The following is a 24206-nucleotide window of genomic DNA, read 5'->3' on the forward strand; positions in this document are numbered from 1 at the left end:
GAATGCCAAAAGAATTATGGAAAGGCAATGAAGCCATAGCAGAAGCAGCCGTCCGCGCGGGGCTTGAAGCGTATTTCGGTTATCCCATCACCCCGCAGACGGAAATCCTGGAATTTCTCTCGCGCCGCATGCCCGAACTCGGACGCACTTTCGTGCAAGCCGAATCGGAGCTCGGCGCGATCAACATGGTCTATGGCGCGGCGTGTACAGGCGTGCGGGTCATGTCTTCCTCTTCTTCGCCGGGCGTGAGCCTTATGATGGAAGGACTGTCCTATATAGCCGGGACAGAGATCCCAGCCGTCCTGGTAAACGTCATGCGCGGCGGACCGGGCTTGGGAAATATTGCGCCAGCCCAAAGCGATTACAACCAGGCAGTGCGCGGCGGCGGTCACGGCGATTATCCACGAATCGTCCTCGCGCCTGCATCCGTGCAGGAAGCGATAGACCTGATGGGATTATCCTTCGACCTTGCCGAAAAATATCGCATGATCACCATGGTGATCCTGGACGGCTCCGTCGGGCAAATGATGGAACCTGCCGAGATGCCCGCGCTGAAAGAAATCCATCGAAAAGGATTCGATTGGGCAACCGATGGGGCGATGAACCGCGAACGCAGAATCCTTTCATCCATTTATCTCAACCCATACGACGAAGAGAAGACGAACCTGCGGCTGCTCAAACGCTGGAAGGATGTACAAGCCAGCGAGGTCCGCTACAAGGAATATTTCCTCGAAGATGCAAAATATATCGTCATCGGCTTTGGCACGGCGGGGCGTGTCGCGCTATCCGCTGTGCGTGAAGCGCGCGCGCAGGGTATCAAGGTCGGCTTGTTAAGACCGATCACTGTCAGCCCGTTCCCGCATGAAGCGCTGGACCAACTTACGGGTCAGGCTGAGGCGATTCTTGTCACAGAGATGAACATGGGGCAAATGCTCGATGACGTCCTGCTCACGGTCCGTGGACGGGTCCCGGTCGAGTTCTACGGACGGCCCGGCGGCGTGGTGCCTTTCCATGATGAAATCCTGGACGAAATTCACCGCCTCACCTCTGGAACTTTGGCGGTCCGCACCGACCCAAGAGAATCCTGGCTGACAAGGATGACTGCTGCCGCGTAAGGTGCGTTCTCCTACACGCCGTCGGCTCGAGAGAACGCCGACCACGCGGATGAATCAATTGAGGAATCAATATGGCAACTGAAAACCTGGTTTACGAAAGGCCCGAAGCCTTCACTGAAATGCCCACCCACTATTGCCCGGGTTGCACGCATGGCGTGGCACACAGACTGGTTGCGGAAGTGTTGGAAGAGATGGGAGTTGTGAATAAGACCATCGGCGTTGCGCCGGTGGGATGCGCCGTCTTCGCGTACAACTATTTCGATACCGATTTCGTCGAAGCGCCGCACGGGCGCGCTCCCGCCATGGCGACCGGCATCAAGCGCGTCCTGCCAGACCGCGTTGTCTTCACATATCAAGGTGACGGAGACCTGGCGTCGATCGGCATGGGTGAGATCGTTCATGCCGCGGCGCGCGGAGAAAACATCACCGTGATCTTCATCAACAACGCAAACTACGGCATGACAGGCGGGCAGATGGCGCCGACCACCCTGCCCGGCATGAAGACGACATCCTCGCCGAATGGGCGCGACGTGGAAACACAGGGCTACCCGATCAAGATGTCTGAAATGCTATCGACACTCGAAGGCACGGGATATTGCGTGCGCCGTTCCCTGCACGACCCGAAAAATATCCGCCTCGCGAAGAAAGCCATCCGCACCGCGTTTGAAACCCAGGTGCGCGGACTCGGCTTTGCAATGGTCGAGCTGCTTTCCACCTGCCCGACCAACTGGGGCATGACGCCGGTCAACTCGTTGAAGTTCGTCGAAGAGCACATGATCCCCGCATTTCCGCTGGGAGATTACAAAATCAGCGATGCGATCAAGCAGATAAAAATTTGATGTCATGGCTAGGAGGGTGCTTTTCCCGACGAAGCAATCCCCGATCAATGAGATTGCATCGGGCTGGTGCCCTCGCAATGACAGGAGAAACCTATGCAAAAAGAAATCATCATCGCGGGTTTTGGCGGGCAGGGCGTATTGTTTGGCGGGCAGGTGCTTGCCTACGCCGCCATGGACAACGGCCTGGATGTGACATGGATCCCCTCCTACGGTCCTGAAATGCGCGGCGGCACGGCAAACTGCACTGTTGTGATCGCAGACCGCGAGATCGGCTCGCCCACTGTAAAGAATCCGCCGCTCGCGATCGCGCTGAATCTGCCTTCGTTCGATAAATATGAGGAATTGCTCGCGTCCGGCGGCACGCTGATCGTCAATCGATCGATGGTGGACCGCGCCGCAAAAAGGACTGACATTCACGTCATCCTCGTCCCTTGCAATGAGATCGCAGAGGAGATCGGCGACCGCAAATTGCTCAACATGGTGGCGGTCGGGGCGCTGCTCACCGCCTTGACCGAGGTCAAATTGGAGGATGTGGAAAAGGCACTCGAAGGTCATCTGCCCGCACGCCACAAACATCTATTACCGAAGAACTTCGAGGCGCTGAAACGCGGATTCGAACATGCACAGAAAGAGTGGGATAAAATTCCAGCCTAACAAAAGAAAACAGCGGTACTTTTTGGAAATCCGTCGGATACCACGTCTGGCGGATTTTTTGTGTAAAATGACCCTGTCGAGCCGAGAGATAACTTAATAGGATATGGAGGAGACATGCACGAAATCACATTGATCATCAACATCGTCGTTGCCCTGGTGGTGGCTTTTATGGGCGGGGTCATCGCACGCAGGCTTGGCCTGCCGACCATCGTGGGGTATTTATTCGCCGGGATCGCAATCGGACCCTTCACGCCGGGTTTTGTCGGAGATACCGAAACGATCGGTCAACTCGCAGAATTGGGCGTTATCTTCCTCATGTTCGGCGTTGGCTTGCATTTTTCGCTAAACGACCTTTGGAAGGTACGCGCCATCGCCGTCCCCGGCGCGCTCGGGCAGATGACACTCACAACATTGCTGGCATTTTTCCTCAGCCGCGGGTGGGGCTGGGAAGCGTCATCGGGGATCGTTTTAGGGTTGGCAATCTCCATCGCGAGCACCGTGGTCCTGCTGCGGGGTTTGATGGACAACGCGCTGCTCAGCACACCGCATGGGCAAGCCGCGGTCGGGTGGCTTGTATTGGAGGATATCGCCACGGTCCTGATCCTGGTGCTCCTGCCGACTCTGGCAGCCACAACAGGCGCGTTCGACTGGCAGTCGCTTGTGTTGACGCTGATGAAAGCAGGCGTTTTTGTTGTATTACTGTTTTTTGTCGGGAAGCGGCTCATCCCGTGGATCCTCCTTCGCATCGCGCATACCCGTTCGCGTGAATTATTCATTCTTGCAATTCTCGCCATAACCCTGGGAACAGCCTTGGGCGCGGCGGAATTGTTCGGCGTATCGTTTGCGCTTGGCGCGTTCGTGGCAGGCGTTGTGGTCAGCGAATCGCCGCTCAGCCACCAGGTCGGCGCAGATGTCTTCCCGTTCCGCGAAGCGTTCGCCGTCCTGTTCTTTGTCTCCATCGGCATGCTTGTCAACCCGGTCTATCTTTTCAACAATCTCGGCCAAGTGCTGGCGCTTACGGTTTTGATCGTGATCGGTAAATCCATCATCACCTTCCTGCTCGGCTCGATCTTCCCCTGGCAGGCGCGGACCACCCTCGTCGTCGCCGCAGGTTTGAGCCAGATCGGCGAATTTTCCTTCATTCTAGGTCAGGCTGGGATCGCGCTTGGAATCTTGAATCGAGACCAGTACTCCCTGATCCTGGCGGGAGCGCTTTTGTCGATCATCATCAACCCGATGATGTTCCGCCTCATTTCTCCGACCGAGAGGTGGCTGCAAAAATTCCCAGCCTTGTGGCGGCTGGTGGATCGTCATCGCCCGCTCACGCCTCCAACGGAGGAAAAGGTCGAGCGTCATGTCGCCATCGTCGGCTTTGGAAGAGTCGGACGAAACATCTCCAACCTGCTTGGAAAGATGTCCATCCCGCATCTCGTGATCGCTTCGGATGCAGAAAACATCGACGAGTTGAACAGACTCGGTATTCCAAATCTATACGGCGACGCGTCAAACTCCGAAGTGCTAACGCACGCCAGATTGAAACATGCGCGTGCGCTCGTCGTTGCCGGGCCCGACGAAGCCGCCAGCGAACTGGTCGTTGCCGCCGCACGCGACCTCGCCCCGGAGCTTCCCATCATCGCGCGCGCCACCACCGAAGAAGGCATCAAACGCCTCGCCGCACTCGGCGCACAGGATGTCATACATCCCGAACTCGAAGGCGGCCTTGAGATCGTGCGCCACACGCTGTTGAAGTTGGACTATCCGTTGCAGGAAATCATTCAGTACATGGATGCCGTGCGCCATGACCATTACGACATGCACGTGAATACGGAAGAGGAACACCGCTCCCTGCACGACCTGATCCATGCCACCCAGAGCATCGGCGTCACCTGGCTGACGTTGTTACCGGGCAGCCCGTTGATGGGTCAGACGATCGCCGAAGCCGACCTGCGTGCGCGGACGGGCGCATCCATTGTGGCGATCCTGCGGAAGAACGTAGTCATGGCAAATCCGAAATCTCAAACGACCTTCGAGGCAAACGACCGCATCGGTTTTATCGGCGAGGAGGAACAGATCAAAGACGTGGAACGGTTGTTCCAGGCCGTCAGGGGCAACGAGACTGAATGACATGTTTCCTTGACGACCGGGAAGGAAAATATTTTCAAAGTCGACTTCGATTTAGAAACGAGGAGCCCATGAACAACAGAATAAACATTTCGTCAGGCGCGAAGTGGGAGGATATCATCGGCTATTCCCGGGCGGTAAAAATCGGCAACCTCATCGAGGTTGCGGGCACGACAGCGATCGATGAGAATGGGAACGTGGTCGGAGCGAACGACCCATACGAACAGACAAAGTTCATCTTCGAGAAGATCGAAAAAGCACTGGCTTCGGCGGGCGCCTCTCTCCGTGATGTGGTCCGCACCCGCATGTTCACCACGGATATTTCCCAATGGGAGGAGATCGGCAGGGCGCATGGGGAATTCTTCCGCGAGGTCAAACCCGCCGCGTCCATGATCGAAGTGAACGGGCTGATCGATCCCGAATTGCTGATCGAGATCGAAGTGACGGCGGTCCTTTCCTCTTAAGTTTGGGTACAATCAAGGGATGAAACACGAAACAACCCACGGCATCACCCTGCCCAAGATCGGTTTCGGGGCATGGCGCATCGGCGGAAATTCGTCCCCGAACCGCTCGCTGGACGAAAAATCGATGACCGCCCTTCGGAGCGCGCTCGAAATCGGCTATACCCATTTCGACACCGCCGAGATGTATGCAGACGGCCACAGCGAGGAATTGATCGGACAGGCGATCCGCGATTTCGGCGCAAAACGGGAAGACGTGTTCATTACTTCGAAAGTGACGCCCAGCCACCTGAGATACGACGACGTTTTGAGCGCCTGCGAAAACTCCCTGCGCCGGTTGCAGATGGACTACATCGACCTTTATCTTATCCACTGGCCGCATGGAGGTTCGAAATACGATGAAACCTTCAAGGCGCTGAACAAACTTGTCCGCGATGGGAAGGTCAGGCATCTCGGCGTAAGCAATTTCAATTTGAGGCTGCTGAAACTGGCGCAGGAACTCTCCGAGTCACCCATCATCACAAATCAGGTCCCCTACAGCATCTCGGACCGGTCCAATGTAAAGAACGGCGTATTGGAATACTGCCAGCAAAACGACATCCTCTTCACCGCTTATTCCCCGGTGGACGAAGGGAATCTGCGCTCGAATAAAACGCTTGAATCCATCGCCAGGGCACATCAGGCAAATGTTTATCAGATCGCGCTGGCGTGGATAATTTCCCATCCGCGGGTCATTGCCATTCCCATGTCCTTCAATCCCCAACATATCCGCGAGAACTATGAAGCGGCGGATATCAAATTGAGTCCTGCCGAACTCGAACAACTGGACAGCCTCGGAAAATAGAAAGTGGAAACCATCCTGCAAACGCTTCCTGAAATACGAATAATCGAGGAAAGCGATATCGAACTCGAACCCCTGTACGCGGTCATCATCCATAACGACAACGTGACTCCCATGGAATTCGTCGTCGAAGTCCTCAAGCAGATCTTCTTTCTCGGCAACGACCGCGCCGCCGAGATCATGCTGACGGCGCACGTCAAAGGCTCGGCATACGTGCAAACCCTGCCCAGGAATGAGGCGGAGAAGCGGGTCGCCGGGGCGCATCAAGCCGCGGGTATGGAGGGCTACCCTCTCAAGTTCACCATAGAACCTGAATGACATCGAACCTCGAAGCCCTCACAGAGATCAATCTCGACGACCTCGTGTCATCTTTTGGCTGGCAGAACATCCCGCCGCTGGCGCATGGGCTGCGCAGGCTTTTTACGCAGCCCGCGCAAAAGTTCGCCCGCCAGATGCTGGGTTTTGACGAGAGCGTCGGCGAAAGCGACCTTGCCGAAGCCGCGCGGCGACTCATGAAAACCCATTACGTCCGCGATGCGCGCGTGCATGGGCGCGAACATGTACCCGCTGATAAACCCGCCCTCTTCCTCAGCAACCATCCCGGCATGGCAGACACGCTGGCGCTGTTCGCCGCCATCAACCGACACGATCTGCGCATCATTGCCGTTCAACGTCCGTTTCTCGAATCGCTGCAGAACACGACCCGTCAACTTATTTTCATCGACGATGACCCCGCCAAACGCATGAACGCGGTGCGGCAGGTCTCCGCCCATCTCAAGAACGGCGGCGCGGCGCTGACCTTCCCTGCCGGAAAGATCGAACCAGACCCGGATGTCTATGATGGCGCACTGGATTCATTGCATGAGTGGACCGACTCAGCCGGTGTCTTTCTGCGCTTCGCCCGGGATGCGGTAATTGTCCCGACCCTCGTGAGCGGGGTCATCTGGGATGCCACTGCCCGCCACTTTTTGACGCGTCTTAAACGCGAGCGTTACGACCGCGAAAAACTCGCCGCCGCCCTGCAATTGCTGGCAATGGTGGTCCGGGATGCGCGCCCGACCACGCCGCACGTCCGCTTTGCCAAGCCGATCACGTTCGAAGAAGTCGGTTCGACGGAAGCGCAAGCCATCCACGCGGCGGTGCTGCAACGCATGCGCGGGTTGATCGAAAACAAACCAAACGATGACGGGGTCTCGGCAGTCCATGGCGATTGAATATTCCTTTCCCCGATATTTACTGTCCAAGCAAAGCGTGGATGACCGCGCGCTCAATAAAGATGTCTTTAATGCATTGAAGGCGTCGCTGCCGGAGAGTCCCATTCGCATTATCGAAGTCGGCGCGGGAATCGGCACGATGATCCGGCGGCTCACCCGCTGGGATATGCTGCGCGAGACGGATTACGTGCTGGTGGACGAGATGGCGGGGAACATCGACTTTGCATCAGCGTGGATTCCACAATGGGCGGGAGAAGCAGGCTTGAGCGTGGAACGAAGCGCGCCGAATCAGATCCGGGTGTTCGATGAGGTTCGGGATGTCCAAATCCATTTGGAATGCGCAGACGTCTTCGATTTCATCCAGAAAAATAAAACGCCTGCCGATCTACTGATCGCGCACGCCTTTTTGGACCTGCTGCCCATGCCGGGGAGTTTGAGCAAACTGCTTACGCTTACGAATTCACTGGCATGGCTGACGTTGAACTTTGACGGGGTGACGACGCTGGAACCTTTGATCGATGAAAAGCTGGATGCGTTGATCGAGAGCCATTATCACTCGACGATGGATACGCGTCCGACGGGCGGCAGCAGCCACAGCGGGCGGTTGATGTTCTCGCATTTGAAACAGGAAGGGGCTGAGATCGTTGCGGCAGGATCATCCGATTGGGTGGTGCATCCGCGCAACGGAGGGTATCCGCCGGACGAAGAATATTTCCTGCATTTCATTTTGCACTTCTTCGAGCAATCGGTGTGGACCTGCACCGAACTTACGGAAGAAAAATTGGAAGCATGGCTGCAAGCCCGCCGTCGGCAGATCGAACGCGGCGAGTTGACGTATATCGCGCACCAGTTGGATTTTTTGGTTAGGAAATAACTCACTGTTTGCGAACGCGGTTGGCGATCAACGAAGCGCCGGTGGAGGTGCCCGGCAGATTCCCCGCCTCGATGGGTTCGTCCCCGTTGTAATCCTTGAGTTGGGGCCATTTCATGACGACCAGCAGCGTGCCGACGATACAGCCGATGCCGCCAGTGACGACCGCAAACGGCGCGCCGAAGAACTGCGCCACCGTGCCCGCTTCGATCTCCCCAAGCTGGGGACCGCCCATAAAGAATATCTGGTTGATGCTTGTCATGCGCCCGCGCACATGGTCGGGAGTCTGCAATTGGCGAATCGTATTACGGACGATGGTGCTGACCCCATCTGCGCCGCCGGTGACGGCGATGGCAAGCCATGCCACGAGGAACGATCTGGTCGTGCCAAAGACGATGGTCGCGATGCCAAAGATGATCACGGAGATTAGAAACACGAATCCCTGCCTGCGAATTTCCCTTACCTGTGAGATGACCAGGGCAACCGCGACCGCGCCGACAGCCGAGGCGGCGGATAGATAGCCATATTCGACCACGCCCACATCCAGCATTTCCTTGGCGATGATGGGCATGAGCGTATTCGCCGAGGCGAAAAATGTCGCAACGAAATCGATCATCATGGTGGAGAAGATGATCGGTTTGGCGAGAATGAATCGAATGCCGTCGGCAATGGCATCCAGGGTGATGCCGGCCGATCTCTCGGAGATCATCTGCGGGACATCACCGATCATGAAGAGGGCGACCAACACCGCGCCAAAGGATACAGCGTTGAAGTAATAGACCGCCTCCTGCCCCATCGAAGCAATGACAAACCCGGTCAGGGCGGGACCGATCACCGCGCCTGCCTGAAAGGCGGTGAAGGTCATGCTGAACGCGTTCGGCAGATCCTGTTTGGGGACGAGGTTGGGAACCAATGCCTGGCGTGACGGTCCATCGAAGGCGACAGCGACCGCCTGCAAGGCGGTGATGGCATAGATGTACCAGATGGTGACATGCCCGAATTGGGTGAGCAAGCCCAACGCCAGGGCGAGAAGCGCAGCGAAACTCTGGGTAATGAACATGACGCGGCGTCTATCCACTGAATCGGCGAGCGCGCCGCCGATCAGCGAAAAGAGCACCACGGGCACGATGCGGGCAACGCCGATCCCGCCGAGAGCGATCGGGTTCTTGTCCAGTGAGTTGATGTGCCAGAAAAGCGCCCAGAGCTGCATCTGCGTGCCGGTGATGGAGATGAGCTGGCCAAGCCAAAGGTAGAAGAATTTTCTATGTTTAAGGGATGGGGGGATGTGCATTTGGAGATGCCAGGTTGAAAGTTGAAAGTTGAAGGTTATGTTCCCCAGTCACGGAGATAAAGAAAGTCGTAGCCGACGGTGCGATTGCTGACCTTGGCAATGGGCGGCTGCATGCGCTTGAATTGAGAGCGGCGGACGCGCGTGATGACGGTGTTGACGAATTTCGCATCGAAGCCCGCCTCCACCGCCTCACGCGGACTATAGCGCTGGTCCACCAAAAGGTAGAGGAGTTTATCGACATCGTCGTAGGTGAAGCCAAGTTCCTTTTCGTCGGTCTGGTCCTCCCATAAATCGGCAGACGGGGGCTTATCGATGATGGGCGCGGGGATGGCCATGGAGCGGGAGAGCTGGCGCACCTGAGTCTTGTAGAGATCGCCGATGGGGTTGATCGCGCTGGCGGAGTCGCCAAAGATGGTGCTGTACCCCAAAAGAATTTCCGTCTTGTTGCTTGTGCCGACGGGCAGGGCTTTGAAGACTTCGCTCTGGTCGTAGAGAACGATCATGCGCGCCCGCGCCATGATATTGCCCCTGCGGACGTTCGACATCCCCGGTTCGAGTTCGATCAGCGGATCGACCATCGGGGTTATGTCGATCGTTTTGCCTGCGATACCGAGTTGATCGATCAACAGCTGAGCATGCGCAAGCGAATCGGGGGAAGAAGCGCGATAGGGAAGCCGCAATGCGACGACATTCTCTGCGCCGAGGGCTTCGACGGCAAGCGCGCAGGATAAGGCCGAATCCAAGCCGCCCGACAGGTTGAGGATGGCGCGGCTCATGCCGATGCGCGTGATCTCGGACCTGATAAACCCGGTGAGGATCTCGCGCGCGAGGTCGGTGTTGATGGAGAGGTTCAGGTCAACCACGGGAGAGAATCCTGTTCAATTCCTTTTGGACGAGCGAGGTGCGCTCGTCGCGAAGCAAAGGCAGGCGCGCGCGGGTGCGGCGGAGTTGATTCAAATCCAGTTGGGTGAAGGTGACCGCTTCCACGTTGTAGGGACCATGCGAGAGTTCCTCGCCGTTCGGGTCGAAGACGGTCGAGCCGCCCCAAAAGTGCAGACCATCCTCATATCCGACGCGATTCGTATGCGTGACGAAGGCGGTGAACATGCTGGCGTAGGCTTTGTTGACACGTTCGACCCAGCGGGCTGATTCGAGTTTTTCCCTGTCGTTCAGGCCGCGGCCCGGCGAAGCGGAAGAGAAAAGCATGATGTCGGCGCCATCGAGCCAAAGGAGGTACGGAGGCGAGGCGTGCCAAAAATCTTCACAGATGAGCATGCCGACGCGCCCGAAGCGGGTATCGAAGGCGCGGATCGAATCTCCCCAGGCGAAGAAGCGTCCCTCATCGAAGAGCCCGTACGTCGGGAGATACACCTTGTGATGGACGTGGATCAACCTCCCGCCGGAGAGATAGGCGGAGGCGATGAAAAAACGGTGACGGGAATCTTCGTCGACAAAGCCGACCACGAGGTCGAGATCACGGGAGGCGTCGAGGAGGGGCTTGAAGACGGGATCGTCTTCGTTCGGTTTATGGGCGACCGAAGCGACCAGATCCTGCAAGACGTAACCGGTCAGTGAAAGTTCGGGGAAGACAAGAAGGTCGGCTCTCCCGGCCTTTGCCCTTTCGATGTAATCCAGATGCTTGGCGAGATTGGCATCGACATCCCCAAGTTTGGTCTCGATCTGGGCAAGGGCAAGATTGAGTTTCATTGGGCGAATCTTACCACTAAAAAAATCCGGCAAAGCCATGCAAGGGAGGGAAAAGAAAAGTCCCGAAGACTCTGTTCTGCGGGACTTGTATTCATGCGATGGTTAAGGCAGTTTCCATTCCGAGGGCCAGCCGGGAGGTGTTTGTGGATCTGCGGGAAGCGGTTCGAGGAAGGCGCTGTCGGCGAGGTCGGGACAATTGGGGATGTCGTGATCGTAATAATCGTCGTTGCCGGGGTCGAGGGTCATATTATCAGAATCCCAATAAAGAGTGGAACCTGCATCCGGCGCCCACATGAGATCGGCATTGTCGTCGCCTGTATGACTGAAGTTTTCCGCGCTGGTCGGGTTCGCGCCGCAAGAAGCGGCAAAACCCAGCGTGTGAACAATCTCGTGAATCACGCCCATGTCGGTATAGGTGTTCCCCGCGCCGAACGATTCGCTTGCGCAGTCATAACCGTCATCCAAAACGGCGGAGGTATACAATCCCGCCATGCGCCCCATCAAATCATCGGGATGGGCGGCATCGGCGCAGGTGCCGGGATGGCTGGTGATCTCGAACATGGAAACGTAGATCTTCCCGGGCTGGAAAAGCCGGGTCTTTACGAGTTCCGCTTCGAGTATGTCGCGGATCCAATACTTGCCCCCATACTGCGAAACAGACGCATCGATGACCTGCCGGCTGGTCATGCCGATCTGGACGAAGGTGATATCCAATTCGCCCTGATAGGTGTCGAAGCGAAACTTTGAACCGCCGGACTGTCCTGCGAACCATTCGTTGACCGTATCGACAGTGACATCGATCTTCCCATCCAAGTCGCGCTGGTAATCGGTCCCGTCGGCGGGAAGCACGTAAAGGAAATGCACCTGATACATGCCGGGGGCATCGTCGGGGCGGTCGGCGTAGGAACGCTCACCGAGCGGAGCGACGGGAGCAGGCGTGGGCGGTGGAAGCGAGGCGAGGGTTTTATCGGCTGAGACCGCAAAGTATTGTTCCGCGTCTTCCGTCAGGGTGAACTCGCCGATCAAATTCCCGGTCCCGTCATACACGCGCCAAACGTGGGTGCTGTACGAACCGATCGTTTCCGATCCGGATGGAGGCAATTGAGTGAACGATTCTTCGCCGCCATCGAAGTCCACCCATATAACATCGAGCGTTTCAGCAGTTTGGTTGGCGATGGTCAATTGAACTTCTGCAGTACCGTTTCCCGAGCGGACGGCTGGCGCTTCAGTCTCCGCCGGAGCCGGTGCTTGCGTCGGGGGCGCTGACTCTTCCGTTAGGGGAGCGCCGCCTCCCCCGCAGGCGGAAATCAAAAAGACAAAAATGAATAAAACTCGCACAAAAGATCTCGATCGCATGGCACGAACTCCTATCCGATGAATTTGCCCGATTATAGTGGGATTGGTATGGTCTTTACTTCACAACTTTGAAATTAGAATGACCGGGGCAGGAGTAAGAAACCCGATCTGCAAACCGGCATATCAAGGAAGCAGGAGGGACCCGAATCCCTGGCGGACCGAAAATCTCCACCGCAATTAATCCGACGCGACAAAAAGACCTCCTGCAAAAGTCAAATTTTTTACCCTGCCCAAGGCGGAAGTCCCCGGCGGCGGGAGCACTTATGCAAGAGGTCCAATCTAAAACAAAAATATCCGTCAAATGACGGCTGCGTGAAACTCATCCCCCAATGATCGATCAACTCTGTTCGGCCTTGCCGAACAATCCCTGCCTGTCGAAGTACGGCTTCAGGATCAGGTAGCCGCCCAGTACGATCAGAAAGACCGCACCCCCGATGCCTCCGACACCGACGAGTTCGAGAATCCCGCCGATGAGCGACAGGATGCCGAGAAATGTCGTGAAGCCGCTCATGCGAATGCTGCTGAAGTAGCGCGCGGCGTTCAAGCCCAGCAGAATTAAGCCGACGCCGATCGACCACCATCCGCTTTTGACAACGGACTCCGGGACGAACATGAAGCCGCCGAGCATGATGAGGAAAAAGCCCCAGGCGGCAGTCTCCAAATTCTTGTTCAGAGACGCTTTCCGGGGATCGAGCGCGGGTTGAACTTCCGTATTTTCGGTCATGGTCTCTCCTTGTTTTCGATCCGTCGCATGCGGGCGCGGGACTGCCAAGGTTTTCCGCAGCACATCCATAAAGATTGTACAACTCTGCCTGGTGGAATTCAATAAGGCGAATGCATGTAAAGACTGCCTGCAAAAGCCGCGGTTTTATCCTGCTCGAGGCGGCATCCCCACCGCCGGGGACTGCGGCGTGAGCACTTATGCAAGAGGTGTAATGGAAAAAGCCCGACAAGCAAACCGGACTTTCAGTGGAGAGGGAGGCGTTCGACATCGTACCCGAAGGGTAATATCATCCCCTCAATGGGGGCGCTCGGTGGAAATAAAAAGCCCGACTCATCGAGCCGGACTCTTCTGCGGAGAGGGAGGGATTCGACATCGTACCCGAAGGGTAATATCATCCCCTCAACGGGGGCGCTCGGTGGAAATAAAAAGGACTCGACAATATGCCAAGTCCTTTAGCGGAGAGGGAGGGATTCGAACCCTCGGTGGACCGGAGCCCACAACGGTTTTCGAGACCGTCCCATTCAACCACTCTGGCACCTCCCCGAAAGTGTCACGTGTCACGTTTCAGGTGTCAGGTTGTGTCACGTGAGCGAGCGAAATTATACCTGAAAATCTACAGCGGATATTTGTGCGGGCGGAATGTGTGAGGATTGGGGATTAGAGATTAGAGGATTGGAGGATTGGGGAGTGGAGAGTGGAGAGTGGAGGATTGGAGAATTGGAGATTGGAGGATTGGGGGTTGGAGATTGGGGATTTGACCGCCTTGCCCCGGCGCTGTAGGAGGTGCGCTTCGACAGGGTTTCGACCAGTTCGGTGAAAGGCTGGTCGAGGATCTTTTCGCGATGGGTGCTTGACTTGGTGGTTGGGGTCGGTATAATGGTGGAGTGCTAAGTGGTTGTGCTTTTTAGACTGAGGGCTGCCAGTATTTTACACCATTCTCGAGAGTTTCTGTCCATAGGTAGTTATGTTGAGGAGCTCAACCGAGTATCTAGTTAGTTTTCATCTTGCAAAAAGAAAGGTTTCTAAAATGAATATCAACCAGTTTTTGAAAGAAAACATGCAAGTAAAAGAATTGGCAGGCGGTTACGAATACCGCGAACATGCGCCCCGCGTGGTCTGCGCCGATGGCTTCAATATGTCGGTTCAAGTTTCAAGTAGTCACTATTGCACACCACGTATCAATGACGCCGCTTTTTACTCCGAAGTAGAAATCGGTTATCCGAGCGAAGCCGAGCCGCTTATTATGGAGTTTGCCGAGCAAGCAGACCGCCCCACTGATACGGTTTATGGTTACGTTCCTGTTTTTATCGTTGATGAAGTCATTGCAAAACATGGTGGCTTCAAAGTCGAGAATGAAAACTAACAATGCGTGCAGTGGACAAAAGCGGGCTGTGGCGAAATCTGAAAATTATCCAAGCCCTCCCGCTTTTGCCACTAACGCCAGTCCGTTAGGCGGCTCACGAGTAGATAATCACGGGAATGCAAAGGGTCAATTACAGATGTTCGTCATCAATACTATTTTTCAACCCATCTATGGAAAACCGTGTTGGCAAGTTGAGCAAGGGTATGGCTCGTTTCTCACATTTGAGTTTGGACAGCCTTCTCTCCATATCACTGAACCGCACGAAGTTTCCGAACAGGCTGCCGAAAGCGTCAGACGAAATGCTGCTCGACGATTTGTGTATGTTCGGGGCGACTGGCATCTTTGGATCTACATTTGCGATTGGTATATCTTTTTGAATAATCGGGAATTGGCAAATCACGAATCCAATCGGCGTGCTATCAAAAAAGCATTGATTGACATCGATGGGCAGGCACTTACAAAGGTCAGCGTAAATGATTCACTGGTCTCTGTATTTGAATTTGATTTGGGAGGCAGGTTAGAAGTTATTCCAAATCACAAAGATTATGAAAAGAATGTCGATCTCTGGTTACTGTATGAGCCATCGGGTAAGGTCTTTACGTTGCGAGCGGATGGGAAATACCATCACATGCTTGGTACTACTCCGCCTGAGAGCTATAAATGGAAACCCTTGAGAGTCTCGAAACCGAAGAAGATTGTAAAATAAAACCGCCGCCTAACATAGCGTGCACCCGACGCTGGGGACTCTGTGCGTTTTCAAGCGTTTGTCCACGCCTCAGCCGTTTCCACATCGGACGGCGTTCCACCGTCCACCCCAGCGCGGGTAACGCCAACCGTTAGGTGGCTACTTGCTAGGACAATAAACAAAAGAGAGTTATGTTGCGCATTTTACGTCATTCACTCAAGTTGCTAGGCGATATCTTTCAAAGTGTCCAATACAACGGATTCTTAGCTGCAATCATAGCTGCCGCAGGTCTTGTTTTGCCTTTCTTTTCAAAAGCAGAAATGGCTAACATACCTGGCGCTCAATTAGATACAGCATTGCACATCATTGAATACATCAGCTTGGTTTTTGTTTTTATTTTTTTGATTGTTATTCTCGTTCAGTTTTTTGGAGCATTTTGTATTTGGCTAAGTCAGCAAGTTCCAGAAAGTATTGATATCCTGCCAGCGCATACTCATGACATCGAATCCGTATTTGACGAGAATTTAAGAAAAGAAATTGAATTTAACTATGCTAGCCTAAGAATAATTAATCGCGAATATGAGGAACTTACTGAATGTTATGCGGTATTAAGGGCAATATATGTTCGCGATTCTGAAATGGGTTTTGTTGACTTAACATCGTGGTTTTTTGAACGTATTAGCAATAAGAGGCTCCGATGGAAAAACAACAATAACTGCGAAATTAAAATTGGACCTAGAACAGGATTAGAGACATTACGAGTATACAGATTGGGTATTGATTTTGATGACCATTCTTGCGCTGTCCAAGATTTCAATATCTGCGACAAAAAATATAAAAGCATGAAAAATGGAAATACAGAATTCTTTGTCGTAATTGAAATATATGGAAAACTAAGCAATAAAGATATAAAGCCAAAAAAATTCTATGGGCATATCAAGATTGAATTTGAGAAGACAAATGATGGAGCTTCTTACGGTTTGGATATTTGGAAGGTAGATAGAAGGCTTGAAAAAAGTTTACGTGCAAAACTTACCGCCACCTAACAAAGCGTGCAGCAACTGTCTTGAAAGTCAAGAGCAAAACCACCATTAAAGGGAAGACCAGTCCGTCTCAGACTATGACCCTCTGCCTGAACGGGACCTGATCTCGCATCATCGCGTTCAAGATCGTTAGAAACTTCCGCATACACGCGGTCAGCGCCACCTTCTTCTCCTTGCCGCGCTTCAACAGATTCTCGTACTGCACCTTGATCGTAGGATTGTAACGACACGCCACCAGGGTCGCCATGTATAAGACACTGCGCACATCTGCCCGTCCTCCCTTGGTCTTGCGATAGCCTCGTTTCCTGCCGCTGTCGTGGTTCATCGGCGCCACTCCCACCAGCGCCGCAATCTTCTTCCGGTCCATCTTTCCCAACTCCGGCAGGGTCCGCCAGAATGTAGCTGTGGCGACTGGTCCCACGCCCGGTGCGCTCGCCAATATCCTGCGTCCCACCTGCCACTTTTCCTGCCCTGCAATAAACACACCGATCTGATCCTCCTCCACATCCTTCTTCTCTGACTGTATGCAATGGATGATCCGCTCCACCGAAGCCTGCAAACTGGGCTGGATCGTCCGCAACCGGTTCTTTTCTGCCTTTATCATCTCCTCCAATTGCCTGCGTCTGACCAACAGCCCGCTCAATTCCCGTTCCTTCTCATCTTTCCCTCGTACAACCTCGGTTTCACCCGCTCTCCAAATACAGCCGGGATCTGGGCATCCAGCTTGTCCGTCTTCGCCAGCAGACCGCACGCGCGCGCGAATTGCCTCACCCGGGATGGGTTCACCACTGCGACCGCCAAGCCTTTCCGAAATAAGCCTGCCACCACCGCCCGCTGGTAGCCGCCCGTGGCTTCCACGACGATCCGTTCGGGCTCGAGGGCTTTCATATCCCGGATGAGTCCGGCTATCCCTTTTTCATCGTTCCCTGTCTGGCTGGCTTTGGTCTCCCCCAGTACCGCAATATCCAACCTGTCTTTCGACACATCGATCCCTACGTACTTTCCACTACTTGTTGCCATTTCTTCCTCCTCTCCGTATAATGGAGTTGAGCCCACGCTAGTATTCGGTCTCTGACGACCTTTCAACTGTTCGGGCTCACCTGACGATAGGACATGGCGATCATGCTGCACGACGGTCTCCAACGACCTCCTGACGGTCGATCTGCCATGTCCTGCTTAAAGATACTACCTGACGCTGGGGATTCTGCGCACATCTCAAGCAGTTTTCTGCGCCTTATCATTTTTCTGGTTGGACGGCTTCGCCGTCCCCGCCCCAGCGCAGGTAACGCAAACCGTTGGCAAGAACTTGCTTTCAATCTTTAGGTCTGTTTTTCAAAAATAATTTACGTTTCAAATTGGCGTTTTGAGTCTTGCAAATCAGGGTTTTGGTTTTAGCAAAGTTTCGGGTTCGCAAAAGTCAGCATTTTTAGCAATGGTATTTTTCCAAATATTTGTTTCTCAAAAATGGGTTCAGGTTTTTGGTTCAAAAAGTTTCGCGTCAAATTGGCTCAGGTTTCTAAAATTGGTTTTGTAGTTTTACGTCAGGTTTTTGCAAGCAAGCGGTTTCATTTTGCAAATTCCGTTTTTTCTGGCTTGCGTTTTGTTTGGTCAAGTCAGGTTTCTGAAATCGGCTACATTTCTTTAGCAAAAGTTTTAGCAAGTTTGGTTCGGGCTTTTTCGCCAGGTTCCTTTTTCAGGCAATTTTGTTTTTCGGCAAAGTCAGTTTTTAGCAAAGGTTTCAGCAAGTTCTTTACTCTACGTTTTGGTAAGTCAGTCATGTTCTCCAAAATCAAAGTCGGGCTTGTAAAAAATTAAGTGGCGTGTAAAATCAAGTCAGTGAAAGGCGTGGTTTGGGTTTTTAGGTTGTGTGTCCTCTAGCCCCAGTTCTTGCCAACAAAGCGTGCAGCAACTGTCTTGAAAGTCAAGAGCAAAACCACCATTAAAGGGAAGACCAGTCCGTCTCAGACTATGACCCTCTGCCTGAACGGGACCTGATCTCGCATCATCGCGTTCAAGATCGTTAGAAACTTCCGCATACACGCGGTCAGCGCCACCTTCTTCTCCTTGCCGCGCTTCAACAGATTCTCGTACTGCACCTTGATCGTAGGATTGTAACGACACGCCACCAGGGTCGCCATGTATAAGACACTGCGCACATCTGCCCGTCCTCCCTTGGTCTTGCGATAGCCTCGTTTCCTGCCGCTGTCGTGGTTCATCGGCGCCACTCCCACCAGCGCCGCAATCTTCTTCCGGTCCATCTTTCCCAACTCCGGCAGGGTCCGCCAGGGATGTAGCTGTGGCGACCGGTCCCACGCCCGGTGCGCTCGCCAATATCCTGCGTCCCACCTGCCACTTTTTTCCTGCCCTGCAATAAACACACCGATCTGATCCTCCACATCCTTCTTCTCTGACTGTATGCAATGGATGATCCGCTCCACCGAAGCCTGCAAACTGGGCTGGATCGTCCGCAACCGGTTCTTTTCTGCCTTTATCATCTCCTCCAATTGCCTGCGTCTGACCAACAGCCCGCTCAATTCCCGTTCCTTCTCATCTTTCCCTCGTACAACCTCGGTTTCACCTGCTCTCCAAATACAGCCGGGATCTGGGCATCCAGCTTGTCCGTCTTCGCCAGCAGACCGCACGCGCGCGCGAATTGCCTCACCCGGGATGGGTTCACCACTGCGACCGCCAAGCCTTTCCGAAATAAGCCTGCCACCACCGCCCGCTGGTAGCCGCCCGTGGCTTCCACGACGATCCGTTCGGGCTCGAGGGCTTTCATATCCCGGATGAGTCCGGCTATCCCTTTTTCATCGTTCCCTGTCTGGCTGGCTTTGGTCTCCCCCAGTACCGCAATATCCAACCTGTCTTTCGACACATCGATCCCTACGTACTTTCCACTACTTGTTGCCATTTCTTCCTCCTCTCCGTATAATGGAGTTGAGCCCACGCTAGTATTCGGTCTCTGACGACCTTTCAACTGTTCGGGCTCACCTGACGATAGGACATGGCGATCATGCTGCACGACGGTCTCCAACGACCTCCTGACGGTCGATCTGCCATGTCCTGCTTAAAGATACTACCTGACGCTGGGGATTCTGCGCACATCTCAAGCAGTTTCCTACGCCTTATCATTTTTCTGGTTGGACGGCTTCGCCGTCCCCGCCCCAGCGCAGGTAACGCAAACCGTTAGCCCGCCCAAACGTTGCGATGGAAATAGACACAACAAATGCCAAAAGAAATCAAGCTGGTTGCAGATAACATGGGAATATTGACATCAATTATTTGGATTAGCCTTCAAGATGATGGCTCCATTTCAATTGGAATGTCAGATCGAACTTTTTTAGTCCCCGGATTCACAAGCCGAATAGAGATTGATGGCGCAGTTCACCAAAATCATGTTCACTTTGAAGGTAAACTCAAGAAGAAAGCTATTACAAATCCTCATTTTACTTTTCACCCTCCCATGTATGTCCATTTGCGAGCAAATAATGAGGAAGAACTTTTTGCTGGTGTCTTGGGAGTAGATTTTATTGTTGAGGCAGAAGGGTGCATGCCTTGGATTCGTTTTGTGTCTAGTCCCATCAAAGAATTGAAACCTTTTATCAAAGTTAGAGATGATAAAGACATTGAAATAGTAAGGCTTCTCATTCCGTCAAATGAGATTTCATTGGGTATTGGCGTTGATTTTGTCAGTAATCAAGTATCGCAAGCTGAAAATATGCCTAATAAGGATTACTTCATAAGCTGGCATGGAAGAACATTACATGTTTTTGCGCAGGTATTTTCCGCGCAGAAATCGACGGTACAATGGAATCACGATTCTTGACTAATATTTGCCATCCTGTCAAAAAGCGGGCTAACACCGCGTGCAGCCGACTTGGGGTACGCGCCGCGTTATTTGGACATTTTTCTCGGCTGGAAGTTTTTCCGTTTCGGCGGCGAGTCCACACTCCCACCCCAAGCGGCTAACGCCAGCCGTTGGGCGCTTGGTCTGCAAAACCTATGAAAGATAAAATATGAAATCATGGATTATTGCATGGGATTGGACGGGAGATTATGCGGCTATTGCTGATAAAGTGGTTGGCGTTTTAGATTCTCGGAAATCCGTAAAGCATGTTGCAGAAATTGTCGAATTCTTATACGCACAATTCAATTCAAACTTAACAGAGTTATTTGCATATTCCAGAAGCCGCAAAAAGAATCCTTATCGAGCAGAAATAGATTTCAATAGCCGCATCCGTTGTGGCGGTAATCCTTCTTTAACTGCTGAAATCGTAGAAAATGTAAAAATTGTTACAGACCCCAGTACAGGTATTGAAACTATTTCATGGATAACTTTGCCTGTATATGCTCCCGATAAAGAAAAAGGGCTAAAACTTATTGGTGAACCACGAAAAGATGGGTTTACAAGATTAATTACAGGCACAATCTCACAGGAAGAAATTTGGGATCGTTCTTTAGGTCGCTTCAAAGATAAGTTTCATTCAAAACCAGAATAGTTTCATTTTTACAGCAAAAGCATAGTTTTGTTTCAAGAAGGATTTGAAAGTTTGGGATTGGACAAAATCGGAATGCGTTATAAAATATTTCAAGTTGGCTATGGTTTTGGTTTTTAGGTTATGAGTCTTGCGTCCATTCAGCGCCCAACAAAGCGTGCAGCAACTGTCTTGAAAGTCAAGAGCAAAACCACCATTAAAGGGAAGACCAGTCCGTCTCAGACTATGACCCTCTGCCTGAACGGGACCTGATCTCGCATCATCGCGTTCAAGATCGTTAGAAACTTCCGCATACACGCGGTCAGCGCCACCTTCTTCTCCTTGCCGCGCTTCAACAGATTCTCGTACTGCACCTTGATCGTAGGATTGTAACGACACGCCACCAGGGTCGCCATGTATAAGACACTGCGCACATCTGCCCGTCCTCCCTTGGTCTTGCGATAGCCGCGCTTCCTGCCGCTGTCGTGGTTCATCGGCGCCACTCCCACCAGCGCCGCAATCTTCTTCCGGTCCATCTTTCCCAACTCCGGCAGGTCCGCCAAGAATGTAGCTGTGGCGACCGGTCCCACGCCCGGTGCGCTCGCCAATATCCTGCGCCCCACCTGCCACTCTTCCTGCCCTGCAATAAACACACCGATCTGATCCTCCACATCCTTCTTCTCTGACTGTATGCAATGGATGATCCGCTCCACCGAAGCCTGCAAACTGGGCTGGATCGTCCGCAACCGGTTCTTTTCTGCCTTTATCATCTCCTCCAATTGCCTGCGTCTGACCAACAGCCCGCTCAATTCCCGTTCCTTCTCATCTTTCCCCTCGTACAACCTCGGTTTCACCCGCTCTCCAAATACAGCCAGGATCTGGGCATCCAGCTTGTCCGTCTTCGCCAGCAGACCGCACGCGCGCGCGAATTGCCTCACCCGGGATGGGTTCACCACTGCGACCGCCAAGCCTTTCCGAAATAAGCCTGCCACCACCGCCCGCTGGTAGCCGCCCGTGGCTTCCACGACGATCCGTTCGGGCTCGAGGGCTTTCATATCCCGGATGAGTCCGGCTATCCCTTTTTCATCGTTCCCTGTCTGGCTGGCTTTGGTCTCCCCCAGTACCGCAATATCCAACCTGTCTTTCGACACATCGATCCCTACGTACTTTCCACTACTTGTTGCCATTTCTTCCTCCTCTCCGTATAATGGAGTTGAGCCCACGCTAGTATTCGGTCTCTGACGACCTTTCAACTGTTCGGGCTCACCTGACGATAGGACATGGCGATCATGCTGCACGACGGTCTCCAACGACCTCCTGACGGTCGATCTGCCATGTCCTGCTTAAAGATACTACCTGACGCTGGGGATTCTGCGCACATCCCAAGCAGTTTCACACGCCTTATCATTTTTCTGGCTGGACGGCTCCGCCGTCCCCGCCCCAGCGCAGGTAACGCAAACCGTTGGCTTGCCCTTGCAGATATAATCAGGATTAAAAATCAAGGATAAATACCCATGAGACTCCCTGGTCATATCGCTGGTGCTTGGATTACATCAAAATTTGTTATAGATAATTTAGACATACCTTCATCCCAAGAGCGAAATAGTTTATCTCTATTCAGTGCTGTGGCTGGATCAATGCCTGATTGGGATTATTTATGGTACATGGTTAGAAAAAAAGGGATTAAATACGACAGCGATTTTCGCCACCACACTTGGATTACTCATACATTTCCTTTTTACTGGATGATTTCAGGATTAATTTATTTCTTTGGAATTTTATTTAAAAAACCATCTCTTAAGAATCAAGCCATTGTTTTTGGAGTTGCCACATCAACACATTTAGCGCAAGACATGATTGGTAGCGGTGATGGAATTATGGCACTATATCCATTTTCAAAGAATATGTATGGAGTTGGGCTTTCTGGACTTCATGGTAAAGAATGGAATGACAATTACGTTAAGAGTCCTTATTACTTAATAGAAATCGGTTTAGTTGTCGTTGCTTGCACCACTTTTATTTTCAGCCTATTCCGAAAGAGAAAATAATTATGTTCCCTCAAATATTCACGGAATCTGTACTTTGGGCAAGTAGAATTATTTATGGATTCCTTGTTGTTTATTATTTGGGAATGCTTCTTTTAGCAAACGTATTGATAATCAGACAATTAATAGTCCGTTTACTGATTAAGATTCTACACAAATCTTCCAAGCAGTTAGCAGAAGCGACCATCAAAAAGAAAGCATCACTGGGGGAAGTTTTTCGGAAAAGTTTACTGCTAAATGATATTCTGGCTGTATCCTCAATCTTTTTAGGTTTTGTCCTTGTTACATTAATTTCATTCCCAAAGCCTGAATATAAATCAATATCAATCGCGTTAATCGTTAGCGTTATACCCTATATCTGGGGTTTCAAACGTTCAACTGGTGTCGGAGTAAATAGCGGGACAATTGGAGCAATGTTTGGTTTATTCTGGCTTGCTTACAAACAATCCCCAATAGTTTTATGGGAACAAACGCCGTATTTTTTGGCATTAAATATCATTGCTAACCTCAGCGGATGGATTGGCGGTTTTGTTGGTCTAGGTCAAATACGAGAGTCTGCATCAGTCAGTTTGTTTGAATTTTCTTTTGAAAAAGAAACTCATCAAATCCCCGACCTAATTGAAAAAATAAAAAAGTCGATTGGCTCAGTATTTATCGCCAAGACCAATGGCGAATTTGTAAAACAAACTAAACAGCCAGAAATGACTCTTGCCCATCTTACATCTACAGATTCCTATTCATTTATTTCTTTGAGAAATGAAATGGAATGGCGAAAAGGGTATCGCCCGCAGGTGATGGCTCTTAAATGGTTGTTTGAAAAAGGGCTAAACATTTACTCAATAAATCAAATCATCGATAATGTTTTCAATGTTTGGCGCTATACCACTTCAAGGGCTATACTCTTAATATCGCACGACTTGCTTTTTTCTTCTGGCGCAAAAAGCCGAGATAATTCCGTGCAGTTATTTGTAATGTCATACAAGGAAACTCCAAGCATAATATGGACAGAAAATGATGTTGAGATACTTTCCAATGATATTTATCAGAGACTATTGAAGGACGCAAAAAAGTACGCATGGAAAATTAAGAACTCAAATTTCTTTACTTTACAAAGATGGGCATCGCAAGCCACACTGGAACAATACTCCAAAAACACTCTTGCCTCAAATAACCCAATGGAGTTTGTAAAAAATAAAAACTTATCAAATATTGGCTATTTTCCAAAAAGCCTACATGATGAATTTTCGTCCATGACAACATTTTTCGATAAAATTCGTGGACGAACTGCTACTTTTGTTACGTTTCTAATTGCTCAAGTTTTTGTTGCGTTATTGATTAACTGGCTCAATGCAGGAGTAAACATGTTAATCCAAAGTGGTGCTACCCCATAAAAGGCAAGCC

At 52.1% G+C, this 24206-nt stretch carries 27 protein-coding genes and 1 tRNA gene; 17 read left to right on the forward strand and 11 right to left on the reverse strand.

What is annotated here, in order from left to right; translation table 11 throughout:
* The first annotated feature begins 2 nt into the window (after positions 1-2).
* The 9 genes from vorB to HS100_22695 all read left to right on the forward strand — a co-directional run bounded on the left by vorB (position 3) and on the right by HS100_22695 (position 8119).
* Entirely contained in the window at positions 3-1115 is a 1113-nt protein-coding gene (vorB, locus tag HS100_22655; protein ID MBE7436731.1) for a 3-methyl-2-oxobutanoate dehydrogenase subunit VorB, read from the forward strand.
* 71 nt (positions 1116-1186) lie between these two features.
* Positions 1187-1954: a 2-oxoglutarate oxidoreductase gene (locus tag HS100_22660; protein MBE7436732.1), complete on the forward strand. Its 768-nt coding sequence runs from the start codon at positions 1187-1189 to the stop codon at positions 1952-1954.
* A 93-nt stretch (positions 1955-2047) separates the two neighbouring features.
* Positions 2048-2608: a 2-oxoacid:acceptor oxidoreductase family protein gene (locus HS100_22665; protein ID MBE7436733.1), complete on the forward strand. Its 561-nt coding sequence runs from the start codon at positions 2048-2050 to the stop codon at positions 2606-2608.
* Positions 2609-2722: 114 nt separating this feature from the next.
* Positions 2723-4732 (forward strand): cation:proton antiporter, encoded by a 2010-nt coding sequence (locus HS100_22670; protein ID MBE7436734.1) that lies wholly within the window; start codon positions 2723-2725, stop codon positions 4730-4732.
* A gap of 68 nt (positions 4733-4800) precedes the next feature.
* Complete coding sequence (locus tag HS100_22675) at positions 4801-5193, forward strand: RidA family protein (GenBank protein MBE7436735.1); 393 nt, start codon at positions 4801-4803, stop codon at positions 5191-5193.
* A 19-nt stretch (positions 5194-5212) separates the two neighbouring features.
* Positions 5213-6034 (forward strand): aldo/keto reductase, encoded by an 822-nt coding sequence (locus HS100_22680; GenBank protein ID MBE7436736.1) that lies wholly within the window; start codon positions 5213-5215, stop codon positions 6032-6034.
* A 111-nt stretch (positions 6035-6145) separates the two neighbouring features.
* Positions 6146-6349 (forward strand): ATP-dependent Clp protease adaptor ClpS, encoded by a 204-nt coding sequence (locus HS100_22685; protein MBE7436737.1) that lies wholly within the window; start codon positions 6146-6148, stop codon positions 6347-6349.
* Entirely contained in the window at positions 6346-7245 is a 900-nt protein-coding gene (locus HS100_22690; protein MBE7436738.1) for a 1-acyl-sn-glycerol-3-phosphate acyltransferase, read from the forward strand. The genes HS100_22685 and HS100_22690 overlap by 4 nt, the downstream gene beginning before the upstream one ends.
* Positions 7235-8119 (forward strand): hypothetical protein, encoded by an 885-nt coding sequence (locus tag HS100_22695; GenBank protein ID MBE7436739.1) that lies wholly within the window; start codon positions 7235-7237, stop codon positions 8117-8119. The genes HS100_22690 and HS100_22695 overlap by 11 nt, the downstream gene beginning before the upstream one ends.
* Before the next feature lies 1 nt (position 8120).
* On the opposite strand, the gene HS100_22700 is transcribed toward HS100_22695, so the two are convergent.
* The 6 genes from HS100_22700 to HS100_22725 all read right to left on the reverse strand — a co-directional run bounded on the left by HS100_22700 (position 8121) and on the right by HS100_22725 (position 13737).
* Entirely contained in the window at positions 8121-9407 is a 1287-nt protein-coding gene (locus tag HS100_22700) for an MFS transporter (protein ID MBE7436740.1), read from the reverse strand.
* Positions 9408-9442: 35 nt separating this feature from the next.
* A complete protein-coding gene (locus tag HS100_22705; GenBank protein MBE7436741.1) occupies positions 9443-10261 on the reverse strand; it encodes an NAD+ synthase in 819 nt (272 codons plus the stop codon).
* 1 nt (position 10262) lies between these two features.
* Positions 10263-11114 carry a hypothetical protein gene (locus HS100_22710; protein ID MBE7436742.1) on the reverse strand — a complete coding sequence of 284 codons (852 nt, stop codon included), beginning with the start codon at positions 11112-11114 and terminating at the stop codon, positions 10263-10265.
* A 102-nt stretch (positions 11115-11216) separates the two neighbouring features.
* Positions 11217-12470, reverse strand: coding sequence for a hypothetical protein (locus tag HS100_22715; protein MBE7436743.1), 1254 nt, complete (start codon positions 12468-12470; stop codon positions 11217-11219).
* Between the two features lie 337 nt (positions 12471-12807).
* Positions 12808-13194, reverse strand: coding sequence for a hypothetical protein (locus HS100_22720; protein MBE7436744.1), 387 nt, complete (start codon positions 13192-13194; stop codon positions 12808-12810).
* Positions 13195-13650: 456 nt separating this feature from the next.
* A tRNA-Ser gene (locus HS100_22725) sits at positions 13651-13737 on the reverse strand.
* 484 nt (positions 13738-14221) lie between these two features.
* On the opposite strand from HS100_22725, the gene HS100_22730 reads away from it, so the two are divergent.
* The 3 genes from HS100_22730 to HS100_22740 all read left to right on the forward strand — a co-directional run bounded on the left by HS100_22730 (position 14222) and on the right by HS100_22740 (position 16288).
* Complete coding sequence (locus tag HS100_22730) at positions 14222-14557, forward strand: hypothetical protein (GenBank protein ID MBE7436745.1); 336 nt, start codon at positions 14222-14224, stop codon at positions 14555-14557.
* A complete protein-coding gene (locus HS100_22735; GenBank protein ID MBE7436746.1) occupies positions 14547-15263 on the forward strand; it encodes a hypothetical protein in 717 nt (238 codons plus the stop codon). The genes HS100_22730 and HS100_22735 overlap by 11 nt, the downstream gene beginning before the upstream one ends.
* Before the next feature lie 170 nt (positions 15264-15433).
* Positions 15434-16288, forward strand: coding sequence for a hypothetical protein (locus HS100_22740; protein MBE7436747.1), 855 nt, complete (start codon positions 15434-15436; stop codon positions 16286-16288).
* 67 nt (positions 16289-16355) lie between these two features.
* Here the strand turns inward: HS100_22740 and HS100_22745 are convergent, their stop codons facing one another.
* Positions 16356-16928, reverse strand: coding sequence for an IS110 family transposase (locus HS100_22745; GenBank protein MBE7436748.1), 573 nt, complete (start codon positions 16926-16928; stop codon positions 16356-16358).
* Positions 16925-17305 (reverse strand): transposase, encoded by a 381-nt coding sequence (locus HS100_22750; GenBank protein MBE7436749.1) that lies wholly within the window; start codon positions 17303-17305, stop codon positions 16925-16927. The genes HS100_22745 and HS100_22750 overlap by 4 nt, the downstream gene beginning before the upstream one ends.
* Positions 17306-17749: 444 nt before the next feature.
* Between HS100_22750 and HS100_22755 the strand changes: the two genes are divergently transcribed.
* Positions 17750-18100, forward strand: coding sequence for a hypothetical protein (locus tag HS100_22755; protein MBE7436750.1), 351 nt, complete (start codon positions 17750-17752; stop codon positions 18098-18100).
* Positions 18101-18246: 146 nt separating this feature from the next.
* On the opposite strand, the gene HS100_22760 is transcribed toward HS100_22755, so the two are convergent.
* Positions 18247-18819, reverse strand: a complete 573-nt coding sequence (locus HS100_22760) for an IS110 family transposase (protein MBE7436751.1) — start codon at positions 18817-18819, stop codon at positions 18247-18249.
* Entirely contained in the window at positions 18816-19196 is a 381-nt protein-coding gene (locus HS100_22765) for a transposase (protein ID MBE7436752.1), read from the reverse strand. The genes HS100_22760 and HS100_22765 overlap by 4 nt, the downstream gene beginning before the upstream one ends.
* 315 nt (positions 19197-19511) lie before the next feature.
* Between HS100_22765 and HS100_22770 the strand changes: the two genes are divergently transcribed.
* Positions 19512-20111, forward strand: a complete 600-nt coding sequence (locus HS100_22770; protein MBE7436753.1) for a hypothetical protein — start codon at positions 19512-19514, stop codon at positions 20109-20111.
* A 190-nt stretch (positions 20112-20301) separates the two neighbouring features.
* The gene (locus HS100_22775) at positions 20302-20784 is read left to right on the forward strand and encodes a hypothetical protein (GenBank protein ID MBE7436754.1); all 483 of its coding nucleotides are present in this window, start codon (positions 20302-20304) and stop codon (positions 20782-20784) included.
* Positions 20785-20999: 215 nt separating this feature from the next.
* Here HS100_22775 and HS100_22780 read toward each other — a convergent pair whose 3' ends face one another.
* Positions 21000-21947, reverse strand: a complete 948-nt coding sequence (locus HS100_22780) for an IS110 family transposase (GenBank protein MBE7436755.1) — start codon at positions 21945-21947, stop codon at positions 21000-21002.
* A gap of 327 nt (positions 21948-22274) precedes the next feature.
* Between HS100_22780 and HS100_22785 the strand changes: the two genes are divergently transcribed.
* Both HS100_22785 and HS100_22790 read left to right on the forward strand, forming a co-directional pair.
* Positions 22275-22808 carry a metal-dependent hydrolase gene (locus HS100_22785; GenBank protein ID MBE7436756.1) on the forward strand — a complete coding sequence of 178 codons (534 nt, stop codon included), beginning with the start codon at positions 22275-22277 and terminating at the stop codon, positions 22806-22808.
* A gap of 2 nt (positions 22809-22810) precedes the next feature.
* Positions 22811-24196, forward strand: a complete 1386-nt coding sequence (locus HS100_22790) for a hypothetical protein (GenBank protein MBE7436757.1) — start codon at positions 22811-22813, stop codon at positions 24194-24196.
* Positions 24197-24206 lie beyond the last annotated feature (10 nt).

The organism is Anaerolineales bacterium (genome assembly GCA_015075725.1).
Classification (GTDB): Bacteria; Chloroflexota; Anaerolineae; order Anaerolineales; family Villigracilaceae; genus Villigracilis.